Source organism: Roseiarcus sp., assembly GCF_052145395.1.
GTDB lineage: Bacteria > Pseudomonadota > Alphaproteobacteria > Rhizobiales > Beijerinckiaceae > Roseiarcus.
Genome location: NZ_JBKQOT010000120.1, coordinates 1 through 13,444, shown reverse-complemented (window position 1 = coordinate 13,444; position 13,444 = coordinate 1). Strand labels below are relative to the sequence as shown.

The 13,444-nt window shown below is 64.0% G+C and carries 12 protein-coding genes; 5 read left to right on the top strand and 7 right to left on the bottom strand.

Annotation, left to right across the window (positions count from 1 at the left end):
- Positions 1-436: 436 nt before the first annotated feature.
- The gene (locus ACLP25_RS04395; RefSeq protein ID WP_442468012.1) at positions 437-682 is read right to left on the bottom strand and encodes a hypothetical protein; all 246 of its coding nucleotides are present in this window, start codon (positions 680-682) and stop codon (positions 437-439) included.
- Between the two features lie 287 nt (positions 683-969).
- Here ACLP25_RS04395 and ACLP25_RS04390 point away from each other — a divergent pair, with 287 nt between their 5' ends.
- Positions 970-2,064 (top strand): nitrilase-related carbon-nitrogen hydrolase, encoded by a 1,095-nt coding sequence (locus ACLP25_RS04390; RefSeq protein WP_442468011.1) that lies wholly within the window; start codon positions 970-972, stop codon positions 2,062-2,064.
- 319 nt (positions 2,065-2,383) lie between these two features.
- Here the strand turns inward: ACLP25_RS04390 and ACLP25_RS04385 are convergent, their stop codons facing one another.
- Positions 2,384-3,394: a LacI family DNA-binding transcriptional regulator gene (locus ACLP25_RS04385; protein ID WP_442468010.1), complete on the bottom strand. Its 1,011-nt coding sequence runs from the start codon at positions 3,392-3,394 to the stop codon at positions 2,384-2,386.
- 199 nt (positions 3,395-3,593) lie between these two features.
- Here ACLP25_RS04385 and ACLP25_RS04380 point away from each other — a divergent pair, with 199 nt between their 5' ends.
- The 4 genes from ACLP25_RS04380 to ACLP25_RS04365 are packed head-to-tail and all read left to right on the top strand — an operon-like array spanning position 3,594 to position 7,943.
- Complete coding sequence (locus ACLP25_RS04380) at positions 3,594-4,532, top strand: sugar ABC transporter substrate-binding protein (RefSeq protein WP_442468009.1); 939 nt, start codon at positions 3,594-3,596, stop codon at positions 4,530-4,532.
- A gap of 19 nt (positions 4,533-4,551) precedes the next feature.
- Positions 4,552-6,102: a sugar ABC transporter ATP-binding protein gene (locus ACLP25_RS04375; protein ID WP_442468008.1), complete on the top strand. Its 1,551-nt coding sequence runs from the start codon at positions 4,552-4,554 to the stop codon at positions 6,100-6,102.
- Entirely contained in the window at positions 6,099-7,094 is a 996-nt protein-coding gene (locus ACLP25_RS04370; RefSeq protein WP_442468007.1) for an ABC transporter permease, read from the top strand. The genes ACLP25_RS04375 and ACLP25_RS04370 overlap by 4 nt, the downstream gene beginning before the upstream one ends.
- 12 nt (positions 7,095-7,106) lie before the next feature.
- The gene (locus ACLP25_RS04365; RefSeq protein WP_442468006.1) at positions 7,107-7,943 is read left to right on the top strand and encodes an N-acyl homoserine lactonase family protein; all 837 of its coding nucleotides are present in this window, start codon (positions 7,107-7,109) and stop codon (positions 7,941-7,943) included.
- A 213-nt stretch (positions 7,944-8,156) separates the two neighbouring features.
- Here the strand turns inward: ACLP25_RS04365 and ACLP25_RS04360 are convergent, their stop codons facing one another.
- From ACLP25_RS04360 to ACLP25_RS04340, 5 genes are all read right to left on the bottom strand, one after another.
- Positions 8,157-9,581 carry a cytochrome B6 gene (locus ACLP25_RS04360; RefSeq protein ID WP_442468005.1) on the bottom strand — a complete coding sequence of 475 codons (1,425 nt, stop codon included), beginning with the start codon at positions 9,579-9,581 and terminating at the stop codon, positions 8,157-8,159.
- A gap of 349 nt (positions 9,582-9,930) precedes the next feature.
- A complete protein-coding gene (locus ACLP25_RS04355) occupies positions 9,931-10,503 on the bottom strand; it encodes a cytochrome b (protein ID WP_442468004.1) in 573 nt (190 codons plus the stop codon).
- Entirely contained in the window at positions 10,500-11,087 is a 588-nt protein-coding gene (locus tag ACLP25_RS04350; RefSeq protein ID WP_442468003.1) for a YceI family protein, read from the bottom strand. Before ACLP25_RS04350 ends, ACLP25_RS04355 begins: the two co-directional genes overlap by 4 nt.
- Before the next feature lie 310 nt (positions 11,088-11,397).
- Positions 11,398-12,402, bottom strand: coding sequence for an AraC family transcriptional regulator (locus ACLP25_RS04345; RefSeq protein ID WP_442468002.1), 1,005 nt, complete (start codon positions 12,400-12,402; stop codon positions 11,398-11,400).
- A 121-nt stretch (positions 12,403-12,523) separates the two neighbouring features.
- Positions 12,524-13,444 (bottom strand): MGH1-like glycoside hydrolase domain-containing protein (locus ACLP25_RS04340; protein ID WP_442468001.1); only part of this gene is annotated, 921 nt, incomplete at its 5' end.

Genomic DNA, 13,444 nt, shown 5'->3' with positions numbered 1-13,444 from the left:
CCATGCGTTCGGGTGCCGAAAACGGCCCCTTATTCACCCGTGAATCGAGCATTCTCAAGGGGTTGCGACCGAGTTTGCGAAAAAATGCAACAACCAAGGCGCCGCCTCGCGAAACGCCGTCATCGCGAGCCCCAAAGGGGGCGTGGCGACCCAGAGGCCCCTAAGGCGCCCGACGTTCCCCTGGATCGCCACGCCGCGAGTGCCCGGCGAAAGACGGACGTCCTGTCGGACGCCCTGTGGCGGCTTGCGATGACCGGGGGGAGGCGCGCAGCAAGCAGGGGCCAGGGGCCAGGACGGACAAAGACTCGTTCATCCCTCTCTTGTACCGTGATTTCCTATTTTCGTAAACAACAATCCCGTGCCGCACGGATTCCGAAATTCTGCGGGGCTCAACGGTCGCGCCAGGCGCGGGTGCGACTGACGATCCGAAGGCGTTTCAAGTGTTCAATTCGGCAAGCGCAACAAGGGTATTCAATATTTCTGCGTTCGGACAGTCGGCTTCCCAAACGAAAGTGCTTGGATCATTCCGCAAATCCAGCACGCAGGTCTGCCGGTCGCCGCAAAGCGGGCAGTTTGTCTTGATCTTGCTGAAGACTTCGGGAAACTCGCGTCCGATCGCATCGACATCAAGCCTCAGGAGTTTCATGCGACCCCTGAGCAGGTGATCGACGTCTTCGGACATCTTGGTTCCTTGTCAGTCGGCGAACGCCGCCGTTCCCAACTGAGATTGCGTCCGTCGCAGGCGCCTGACAAGGGAAAAAGTGGGCGGACAATCGCAACTTCGGTTGGAGCTTCAGAGCCGCATGGCTCGCGTGGGGTGACACTCAAGTCCAGCCTCACGCGCGACCGTTCGCGGCAGGCGAAAAAGCCCTTGACGCTCGCGCGGCCGCTTGCCACAAAATACATTGAAGGCTCGGGACTTTGCACGCGCCTTGACCGAACATTTCTTATCGAAGCGGGAGGGTACGCATGGTGCAACCCTATACGGCCGTTGGCCTGATCCCGACGGTTCGCGGCGTCCGCAAGCGGGCGGAGATCGAGCGCAATCTCGATCACATCGCCCACCTGATCGCCGCCGCCTCCTGGCTCTCGAGTCTCGACTTGCCGGTGCGGCTCGTCGCCGTGCCGGAAGGCGCGCTCCAGGGCTTCACCGACGAGGTGTTCGATCTCGATCACGTGACCTACGCCCGCGAGACGGCGATCGATATCCCGGGCCCCGAGACGCGGTTTCTAGGCGACCTCGCCCGGCAGTGGAACGTGTTCATCATGGGCCAGGCCAAGGCGCGCCACGAGGCCTTCCCGGACCGCTTCTTCAACGTCGGCTTCGCCATCGACCCGAAGGGCGAGGTGGTGCTCAAGCACTACAAGCTCGCGACGCTCTATCCGGTCGAGCATTCGGTGACCCCGCACGACGTGTGGGACCGCTGGGTCGAGCTTTACGGGAAAACGCTCGGCGCCTTCTATCCGGTCGCGGACACCGAGATCGGGCGGCTCGGCGTGCTGATGGCGAACGAGGGATCGTACCCGGAGAACGCCCGGGGCCTCGCGATGAACGGCGCGGAGGTGGTCTATCGCGCCTCGTACCCGCACCCGCACACCGGCAACGAGTTCTTCGAGATCCAGAACCGCGCCCGCGCGCTCGACAACAATTTCTTTGTCGTCGCCCCGAACATGGGGACCTACTATCTCGACGCCAACGCAGACCTTCCGATCGACACGTTCGGCGGCCGCTCGATGATCGTCGACTACAAGGGCCGCATCGTCGGCCGGCACGACTACGGCGCAGGCTCGTCCTACGTCGCAGGCGCGATCGACATCGAGGCCTTGCGGGACCACCGCACGCGGGCGCAGTGGGACAACTGGATGAAAGACCTGCGCACCGAGGTCTATCAGACGATCTACGAGCAGCCGATCTATCCGAAGAACCTCTATCTCGACCGCGCCCCCTACAATCACGCCGACTTCCGGCGCGAGGTGATCGACCGGCAGATTGCGAAAATGGTCGAGCGCGACATCTGGGCGAAGCCGTCCGCTTACGGGCCTGAAGGGCCCAAGGGGCGGTGACCCATTGAGTACCGAGCTGCATAGTGGCGGCCGCGTTTAATTTGATCGCTCTTTGACCGCCCGGGGCAGAACTACGGAACTACGGGGAATTAAGGGAATTACGGTGACGCTTTTGGACTGCACCCCTCGGCTGAGACAGGCTTAACTCGGTGACAGGGCTTTGTCCTGGTTTGGTGGGTTGCGGGTTTGCTAGTGGAATTCGGTTTCGAACTCGGCCGGGGGTTTGGCGCCGGACATGACGGTGACGGGATTACGGCGGATTACGGTCACATTTTATTCAATCCCATATCTCCCGATATCTCCCGGCCTCCGCAATCGCTTATTTGCGCAACGGCGCGCAGCTATCGCCCACGACAAGGGCCGGCGGAAACACGACGTTGCGAGGTTCGCCCCTGGCGCTGTGATTGATCCGATCCATCAGCAGGCGGACCGACTCGTTCACCATCTCGACGATCGGGTGCTCCGCTCGCGTCAACTGGGGTTTCAGGCCGCGAATTCCGGGGATGTTGTCGGTTGAGGCCACAGAAATGTCTTCCGGACACTTCATCCCTGCGTCTTGAACCGCGCGCAGGACGCCGAGCGCCATGGCGCCGTTCGCCACATACAGCGCGGTCGGCCGATCGGGCTGCTCGAACATGCCGCGCGCGACTGAATAGGCGACCTCCTCGCGAAACTCACCCGATCGCACGAAGCGAGGATCGAGGGCGAGACCCTTGGCGTTCATTGCCGCCTTCATGCCTTCGAAGCGGTCTCGCCCGGTGCTCAAATGAAGGGGTCCCGTTATGGCGCCGATCCGAACATGGCCGAGGTCGATCAGATAGTTGGTGACTTGATAGCTCGCCGAGAAATTGTCGATCGTCACCGTATCCGACCCAACGTCGTCGACCGTGCGCCCGAAAAGCACGGTCGGAACGCGCCGCCCTTCGAACTCGCGCAGCGACGCATTCGACGCGCCGCTGACAGGGACGAGAATCAAGCCTTCGCAACGCAGCCTCCAAACGCGATTGAGGACCTGCTTCTCCGCCTCCGGCTTCTCGTCGCTGTTGAACACGACCAGCGAGCGGCCCCAGGCGGCGACAGCCGTCTCCGCAGCGCAGACGACGCGCGAAAAGAAGAGGTTGGACAAGTCGGCGGCGGCGAAGGCGATCAGTTCGCTGCGGCCGCGGCGAAAATTCCGTGCGAGTTGCGAAGGCGCATACCCCAGCTGGCCGATGGCCTCGAGCACGCGCGCCTTGAGTCCGGGACTGACGTAAGCGGAGCCGTTGACGACCGCCGACACGGTGGCCGGCGAAACTCCGGCCGCGTTGGCGACGTCCTTGATCGTTGCCATGGACCTGCAGCAAATCGTTTCGCCAGTTATCGACAAAATTCCGCCGCATGTCTAGCGGCCTATTTCCCCTGCAAATGTAGTGTGTGCGACAATCGGCGTCGCCTTTTTTACTTGCCCAAGCGGCGCCCTTGGATTAATCGCAGCAAAACGGTTCGCCAGTTTCGCCGGCGCGGGACGGCAATCGGTTGGGAGGGAAAAGATGAGAAGACTCATAGTCAGCGTCGCAGTCGCGATGGCCGCGCTCCCGGTTGGCACCGCCCTGGCGGAACCGCCGCTTGTCGGCATCGTCTCCATCAGCGCGGCCGAGGCGAACAACGCCCGGTACATCTCGGGCGCCCAGGCCGCCGCCAAGGAGATCGGCTGGAACGTGTCCGTGATCGACGCCTCCGGCAATGCGGATCAGGCCAACGCCGCAATCCAGAATTTCGCGCAGCGCGGCGCGACGGCCATTGTCGACATGGTGTTCCCGTATTCCTCGATCGGAGCGGGGCTGGCCGCCGCCAAGAGCGCCAACATCCCGGTTGTAACCTGGGGCGGCGGGCTCGGAAGCACGGTCGCCGCAACGAATGGTTCCGGCGGGCCGATGGTCGTCCCGGTCGACGATCTCATGATCAAGACGATGGGCGGCAAGGGATCCGTGCTCGAACTCACCTACCACACCGGCGAGGTTTGCCGGAACCGCGAGGTCGAGCTCGACAAGACGCTCGTCGACCATCCCGACATCAAGTTCGTCAAGAACGAAGTGCGCATTCCCGGCTATTTCGAGGACGGCGCCCAGTACGCGAACGCGTGGCTTGCGTCGCATCCGGCAGGCAAGGAAAATCTGGCGATTTGGGGCTGCTGGGACGATCCTTCGATCGGCGCCATCGGGTCGCTGCGCGCGCAAGGCCGTTCGGACGTGAAGGTCTACGGCGTCAACGGCAATGCGCAGGCGCTGGAGAACATTCAGAAGGGCTTCATGACGGCGACGGCCTTTCAGGACAGCTACACCGAAGGCTACAACATGATCAAATTGCTGCCCGAAATCGTCAAGGCTGGCGCGAGTTGGCAGCCGAAGGCGATCGAGGTGCCGGCAATCCTGGTCACGAAGGACAATATCGAGAAGTTCCTTGCCGACCATCCCTCCGCGCTGAAGTAATCCGCCGGCGCCAGCAGCCATGGACGACGCCCCACAACCGGGGACGCCAACGGCGTCCCCCCTCGTTTCCGTCAAAGCCATCAGCAAAGCTTTCGGCGGCGCGCAGGCGTTGAGGGAGGTGTCGCTGTCGATTCTTCCCGGCGAGGTTCATGGCCTCGTCGGGGCGAACGGCGCGGGAAAATCCACCCTGATCCGGATCGTCGCGGGCTTGACGCAACCCGACAGCGGAGATGTCGTCATTGACGGACGGCGCGTCACAATCAACTCTCCGCACCTGGCGAATGAACTCGGCATGAGTTTCATCCACCAGGAGCTCGCGTTCGTGCCCGGCATGACGGTATTGGAAAACATCATGCTGGGTCTGCCGAAGAAGACCCGGTTCGGCGTCGTCGATTGGCCCGCCATCGCCCGCGACGTCGCCCCGATCGCCAAGCGCGTCGGAGTTCGCGCGCCGCTGTCCGTCAACGTCAACGGGCTTTCGACCGCGGAAAACTGGCTGATCAGCATCACGCGCGCGCTTGTGCGCAACGCGCGCCTCATCGTCATGGACGAGCCCACCGCCGCCCTGTCGACGGCGGAAAGCGAGCGGCTGTTCGGCATCATTCGCGAACTCAGCAGATCGGGCGTCGCGGTGCTGTACGTCTCCCATCGGCTCGACGAAATCCTCGAGCTTTGCCGTCGCGTCACGGTTCTTCGGGACGGAAGGATGGTCGTCGAATTGACAGGCCCGGCTCTAACCCGCCAGGCGCTGGTCGAGGCGATCGTCGGCGGCGCGGTCGAGTCGCGGCCGAACCACGCGGGCGCCTGCGCGCTCGACGAGATCGCGATCTCCGTGCGAGGCGTTTCGCGGGCGCCGAAAGTCAAGAATGTCAGCTTCGACCTCAAGAAGGGCGAAGTGCTTGGGCTTGGCGGCCTCGTCGGCGCAGGCCGCAGCGAGCTCGCGCGCATGCTCTTCGGCGCCGACCGGCCCGACACGGGGGAGATGAGGCTCGAAGGGAAACGCTTTGCGCCAAGAAGCCCGTCCCAGGCCGTGAAAGCGGGGATCGGATTTGTGCCGGAGGAACGTCGCGCCGAAGGCCTCATTCTCAGCAAGAGCGTTGGGCTCAACCTCTGCCTTGCAAATCTGAATTCGATTATCGTCAGCCCAATGCTGCCGCTGATCAGCGGCCGCCGACGCGACGCGCTGGTCTCGCGGACGATCCAGGCGTTGGCGATCAAAGGCGCCAGCGCGGACGCTCCGGTCGGACGATTGAGCGGCGGCAATCAGCAGAAGGTCGTCATCGGGCGATGGCTGCAGGCGGAGCCGAAAGTGCTCATCCTCGACGAGCCCACGCGCGGCGTCGACGTCGGCGCGCGCGCTGAGATCCATAAGCTGATACGGGGATTGGCGCGACAGGGTATGGCCGTCCTCGTCATATCCTCCGACCCAGAAGAACTGCCGGATCTTTGCGACCGCGCCTTGATCATGGCGGAGGGCCGCATCGTCGGCGAACTCGCCGGCGGCGCGCTTACGCGCCACGCCATCATCTCGGCGAGTTACGCCGGGATCACAGAGCAAAGCGTCGCATGAGCGAAGGTCTGATCTCCACACGCCGTCTCACGCCCGCCGTCAAGGCGGGCCTCGCGGTATTCGCCCGCTACGCGACGATCATTGGGCTCGCGCTCATGATTGTCGTCTTCTCCATCCTCTCGCCGGACGCGTTTCCGACCTTCAGCAATTTCATCAACGTTCTCGACCAAGCGTCGCTCGCGATGATCATCTCGGGCGGATTGACGCTCGCGCTCATCGTCGGCGAAATGGACCTCTCGGTCGGCTACGCGGCGAGCCTGCACGGGGTGCTCGTCACCGGACTGATCGTGCACGACGAGCTGCCGATTTCGTTGGCGATGGCGATCGTCATTGCGCTGGGCGCTCTGGTCGGCGCCGCCAATGGCCTCATCGTCACGAAGCTCAGGGTGAATTCCGTTATCGCGACGCTCGGTGTGGGCACGATCATCGTGGGCCTGGCGTACGCCTATTCGTCCGGCGTGCCGATCGTGGCCGGCGTTCCGGAAGCCTTCCTGCAATTGACCCTCGGCCGTTGGTTCTTCGGCATACCAAATCCGATCATCTTCATGGCGCTCGTCGTCGTGACGCTATGGGCGCTTGTCGAACGGACTGCGATCGGCCAGGAGATTCAGGCCGTCGGCGGCAACGAGGCGGCGGCGCGCATGGCGGGCATCAGCGTCGACCGCATCAAGGTTCTGGGCTTCGTCATCTCGGGCATGTGCGCCGCGCTCACCGGCGCGCTTCTCGCTTCGCGCCTCGGCAGCGGCACAACAAGCGCGGCCGACTCCTATCTGCTGACCGCATTCGCCGCCGTCTTCCTCGGATCGGCCACGCTGCGGGACGGCGAATTCCACGTTCTGGGAACACTTGTGGGCACGCTGATCATCGTCTTCGGGTTCAACGGCCTCAACATATTCGGAGCGCCGACCTTCTCCCAGTATGTGTTTCAAGGGGCAATCTTGATCATAGCGGTCGGGCTCTCCAGCCTGGGCCGCATGTTGGCGGAAAGCTGAAAGGAGAGAGGGATGGCTCAGTCAGCGATCTGGGACTTTTACGTCATGGAGTACGCGCGCTCCAAGGATCAGCCTTGGGTCGATCTTGTCGCGGGGATGTACGCCGAAGGAGTCATGGACCTTCCATTTTCCTTCGTTCTGTTGCAGCGCGACGGCGGCAACGTTCTTGTCGATACCGGCTTCATGCGGGACGAGCATGGTCCAGGTTTCTCCGGCAAATTCGGGGTCCCGACCTGGATCTCGCCGCTCCGACTGCTCGCAGCGATGAACCTCCGCCCCGACGACATCTCCGACATCGTCATCACGCACGCCCATTTCGACCACATGGGCTCGATCGCCGAGTTTCCCAAAGCGCACATCCACATCCAGAAGAGGGAGCTGCTCTCCTGTTACGAGCTTTTCGCGCTGCCGAAGCGATTCAGCCATCTCACCGCAATCGTCGACCCCGGCACGATGCGCGCGGCGCTGGGCGCGTCGATCGAGCACCGCGTGACTTTGATTGACGGCGACAAGGACGATGTGCTGCCTGGCATTCACGTCCGGCTGGGCGGCGGGCACACGTTTGGCCACCAGATCGTGATCGTCGAAACGGCGGCGGGTCGGCGGGTCATCTCGGGCGACTGCATCTATTCGCGCAGCCAGATCACCGGTCGCGGCGGCGACGGAGTTTATGTTCCGCTCAACAATGCGGTCGGCAGCGCATGGGATCAGCTGAAGACGATCGACAAGATGAACGACGAACTCGGCGGCGACATGAGCCGCCTCGTCGTCCTGCATGATATCGAGCGCTGGAAGGGACTGCCCATCGTGAAAGAGGTGGACGGGTTTCGAATTGTGAAAGTCGCGTGAAGGCGCAGGGAGCGCCCTGGGACGGGCGTCTTGCGACGCAAGAAGTGGCGACGAGGGGCCCAAGGGCTGCAGGCGAAACCCCTAGGGCGGGAAGGCGGCCGCGTCAGCGGCCGGAGAGGGCGACGGCGCGCGATCAGTGTGAGCGTCGAGAAACCGAGACCCCGAGAGAGGCGCATGCGCTTCCAGGGCGGGTTACGGTGATCTCGTCCCGCTTCACAGGGCCCGCATGAACGCCACCAGGTCCTGCTTCTCCTGCGCGCTCAGCTTGTCGCCCAGGACCAGATTGAAGAATTCGACGCTGTCATCCAGCGTCAGCAGCCGCTGGTCATGAAGGTAAGGCGGGTTGTCCTTGATGCCGCGCAGCGGGAAGGTCTTGACGTTCCCGTCCCCGACCTCTGCCGCGTAGTTGATCATATCCGGCTTGAAGAAGCGCTCCGTGTGGAGGTCGTGCATCAAGTTGTCGGTGTAGTAGGGCGGCTGGTGGCAGCTGGCGCATTGTCCCTTGCCGAAGAAAACCTCCTGCCCACGCATTTCAGCCGGCGTCGCTTTGGCGGGATCCAGCTTGCCAAACAAGTCGAGTTTGGGCGCAGGCGGGAAGTCCAGCATTTCCTCGAAGTCGGCCATGAAATCGACCTGGCTGCCGCGCTCCAGCGGGTTCACGCCCTTCTTCGTCGCCGTCACGATGTCGCCGTCGAAATAGGCGGTGCGCTGCTCGAATTCGGTGAAATCCTCGACCGTTTTCAAGGCGCGCTGCGAACCGAACAACCGCTGGATGTTCACGCCGCGCAGCGACACCGTGCCGACGCGGTGGCGGAACCACTCCGGTCGGTTGTCCGGGGCGAGGTGTACGGCGCCATTCTGATGTCCGTTCGAGTGGCAGTCGAAGCAGGCCACGCCAAGACAAGGCGTCGCCGATTTGCGATCTTCGGTCGCATTGAATTGTTGCTCCGGAAAGGGCGTCAGCAACAGGCGCAACCCTTCCAATTGCCGGGGCGTGAGAACGCCATTGAACATCTCGAAGAAGTTGGTGATGGAGACCAGCTTCCCCTGCGAGACGTCGCCAAGATCGGGGCGCGAGGTCAGGTACATCGCCGGAGGAAATGCCGGCAGAAAACGTTCGGGGAGGTCGAAATCGATGTCGAAGCGGGTCAGGTCTCGCCCGTCCTGCGTCTTGATCGCGTCGATCTCCTCGTGCGGAAAAACCTGTCCGCCAGTGTGATGGAATGGATGTGGCAGCGGGAGAAAACCTTTCGGCCATAGACCCTGCTCGCGGATCGCCTCAGGGGTCATGGTGCCGAGCTGTTCCCACGTCACTCCCGGGGGCAGCTTGACGCGTACGCCTTCCTGCAGCGGCTTCCCGTGCTCCATCGTAACGCCCTGGGCAGGGTGATCGCCGAGGTCGTAACGCTCCTCGAGCATCGCCTGGTGATCGCGTTCGATGGCTGGCTTCGCCGCCTCGTCCGCGGCCATCCGGGCGGCAAAAGGCTGGTCGATGGCAATCGGTTGGTAGCTCGTCAGGCCGCGCGGCCCCTTATAGTAGCCCTCGCTCCCCATCAGGTAGGGGTTTTGAGGCGCCGTCGTCTGCGGTTCCTGCTGGGAGTCGGCGCGACTGAGCCATAGCACGAGGCTAGCCGCCAACAGAAACGTCCAACTCCGCGTGCCTGACTTTAGCATCTTCGCCTCCCGGAGAATGTCGTTGGATCGACCAAAACCGTTGTGCGGGCGGAAAAACGCTTCTGTGCGCCTCCAACAGCAATCGCTTAGATGCGATTAGATGCGACTGCACGAATGGAAAGAGTTGAAGCGAGCCAAACGCAAGTGCGCCGCCCCCAAGAACGAAGCCCATCGCAACCTTGCGCGGCGGCTTCGCACCATGGACGGCCCAGTACTTAATGGTCTTGAGTCTGTAGCCTTGGATGATGGCGCGGTTAGGGCGAGTGCTTACCAACCGCGCGGGGGAATTCGGGGATTACAGGGAGATGACGGATTACGGCGACACTTTCCGAATTGCCCAATTGTTCGCCCACCGCGGGAGTATGCGCGTCAAAACATCATCCCGGTTGATCCAGTGGTGCTTGAGCGCGCCCAAGATATGAAGCGCGACCAGGGCGGCCATCGCATAAGCCGCAAGCCGGTGGGCGAGCGCTGTCCATCCGAACAGCGCGACGTCGGGCGCAGCGACGTTCGGGATCACGAACAGGCCGAAGAAACGCGTCGGGATCGGCAGCGGCGAGGTGGAGACGACGAGCCAGCCCGCGCCGATCGCGATGAGCGTCAGGACATAGAACGCCGTCTGCACGGCGCGCGCGGGGCGCCCCTCCCAGCCCGGAACGGAATCCGGCGCAGGACGCCGCAACCGGGCGGCGATGCGCAACGCGGTCAGAGCGAGCGCCGAGAAGCCGAGCGACTTGTGCCACTGATAGAGATTGAAGGTCGCCGCGGCGCCGAACACGGCGTGGGTCATGAGCCAACCTACAGCGAGGAGCCCGATGATCAGCGCCGCATTGATCCAGTGCAGGACGACGACGGAAGGGCTCCAGCGCCGCGGCGGCAGCGTCAAAGCTCGGCCGCCTCGCTCCGGATGGTCAGATCGACGTCGCGCGAGACCAGCGGGAAGCCCGAGTTCATGCCGAACTCCAGCCGGTCGATCCGGGTCTGGGCGCGGAACTCGAACCGCTCCTTGCCGCCGGGCGGACGCTCGACCGCGACCTCGACGGTCAGCGGCTTCGTTACCCCGAGCAGCGTCAGTTCGCCCGAAACGCGCACCGCGCGGTCGCTGAGCTTCTCGACGGACGTCGAGACGAAATCGATCGACGGATGCCGGTTGGCGTCGAGGAAAGCCGGCGAGCGCAAATAGTCGCCAAACGAGGTCGAGCCGACGTCGACAGACCCCGCCCGGACGTGGAAGGCGACGCTGCTTTTCTCCGGCCGGTCGAAGTCGATGGCGATCCGGCCCTCGAATGCGTCGAACCGCCCCTGGGTGCGCGGGAAGCCGACGGCGTCGATCGCAAAGGCGATCTCGGTACGCGCCGGGTCGATGCGCCAGTTCGCCGCGCCGGCCGCCGGCGCGGGGCCGCTGGCGAACGGGAATGACGCCGCTGCGGCGGCGACCGTGATCAGCAGGGAATGCTTCAAGGGAATCATCTCGCTCCATCCATCCGGGTTTCGCGGCGTGAACATTCGATGCGGCCGCCCTATTCATTCATGTTTTCGTGAGGCGCTGCGTGTCGGACGCGCGTGACGGCGCGAGCGTAGCCGGCGATTGGGGCGCCGGGTGGGCTCCCGCCCGGCTTCACGTCAGGGCGGCGACGGCGCAAGCCGCTTCGTCCGCGCTGACCCCGCGCCCGCGACTGAACTATTCCGGGACGGCCGGTCACCCATAGCTGGCAGTTCGCCTGTGTCCCCGCTCATCGCCTTTCAACGGCGACGATCAGCGCGCCCGGGCCCTTGTCGCTCATCCGGCGGCTCGCGTCTCGCGCCCGGCCCCTCGCATCCGCACGTTCGCCCGGTACTCCCGAGGCGTCATGCCCTTCTCCCGCCGGAAGGCGCGGTTGAAATTGGAAATGTTCTGGAAGCCGCACTCGAAGCAGATTTCGGTGACCCCGAGGCTGTCGCTCTCCAGAAGCGTGCAGGCCTTGGCGATGCGGATCTTGCGCACGCAGTCGACGAAATTGGCGCCGGTCATTTTCTTGAAGTGGCGCGAGAAGGTCGATTCGTTCATGCCGACGATGGCGGCCGCCGCCGACATCCGGACGTCGTGGACGTTGGCGAACATGTATTCGATCACCGCGCCGATCTGCGCGTCGGCGCCGCCGATCGCCTCCGGCCGGTAGGTCTCGCTCGCGAGCACGCGTCGCGCTTTCGCCGCGACCATCCGCTCGATGAGGGCGATGAACAGGGCGATCCGCGCCAGTCCATGGCAGTCGCCCATCTTCAACAAAAGTTCGCCGCAGTCCCGGGCGTCGTCGCCGAAGAACTCGATCCCGCGTCGCGACTCCTCCAACACCGGCAAGAGATTGCCGAACTCGGGAAACACCTTTCGCGCGTCCTCGGTGAAGCGCGACGAGAACTGCAGCACGACGTCGCGTCCCGTGATCCGCTCGCCGGGATTGAGGTCGCTCACCCAGTGATGGGGGAGGTTGGGACCGACCAGCAACAGATTGCCCGGCCCGAAAGCGCCGATGTGGTCGCCGACGAACATTTTTCCGGAGCTTTCGGCGATCAGGTGGATCTCGTATTCGGGGTGATAGTTCCAGCGCGCGAGCGCGCTCGGATAATCGTGCCGGTGCCAGCGGAAGGAGGTGGCGGGATCGCGGACGATCAGCTCGAAATCGGGATCGGCGAGCGCGGTTCGGGCGTTCTCGGCGGCGGCCCCGTGAGGATCGGCGCGAAGCGACGGACGCCGGCTCGTCGGGAGACGCGGGGCGGAGGACGGGCTGACCTGGGCGCCATCTCGCATTCGGGCGAACCTTCTCCGGGTCCTCGATCGGGGGACGCTACCACGCGGCGCCGAGGTTTTCGAGTCCGGCGGCAGGAGCGCCGAGGGTCCACGGATCCCGCCCGAAAGGGCGGGAGCTTCCTCAATTCCAGCGGCCGCGGCGCGCGATCAGGGAGGCGATCAGCGCCGTCCATCCGGTCTGATGCGAGGCGCCGAGGCCCTCGCCGGTTTCGCCGTTGAAATATTCGTAGAACAGCGGGCGCTCCGTCCACGCGGAGCCCGGCTTGAACAGCGCGCCCGGCCCGTCCGCAGGTCTCCGGCCGTCCGCGCCCTTCAGGAACAGCCTCACGAGCCGGCGTTCGATCTCTTCCGCCGCCGCGCCGAGATGCGCGCGGGCGCCGGCGCCCGTCGGAAGCTCGATCGTGAAGTCGTCGCCGAGGACGCGGTACAAAGCGCGCAGCGATTCGATGGCGAGCAGATTGAGCGGGAGCCAAACCGGGCCGCGCCAGTTCGAGTTGCCGCCGAACAGCGGAGTCGTCGATTCCGCCGGCTCGTAGTCGAGGCGCTGATCGACGCCGCCGAGACCGATGACGAGCGGATGGTCGCGATGATAGCGCGACAGCGAGCGCAGCCCGAAGGGCGACAGAAACTCGCTCTCGTCGAACATGCGCGCCAGAATGCGCTTGAGCCTCGGCTTGTCGACGAGGCAGATCAGCTCCGTCTCTCCGCCGCGGGTGAAATAGCGCACGAATCCCGTCAGGTGCGGCATGTGGTCGATGAACCAGCGCACCCGCGTGCGGACGTTCGGCAATTGCTCCCACAAGGAAGCGGGGATCTGGCAGGAGGCGAACACCGGCAAGAGCCCGACCATCGAGCGCGCCCTGACGACGACGGTCGAGCCGTCGGGTCTGCGCAATCGGTCGTAGAAGAACCCGTCGGCCTCGTCCCACAGATCGTTCATCGCCGCCGCGATCACGGCGAAATGCTCGAAGAATTTGATCGCAATGTCCTCGTAGGACGCATCATGGTTGGCGAGGCGCAGCGCCATCTCGAGCATGTTGAG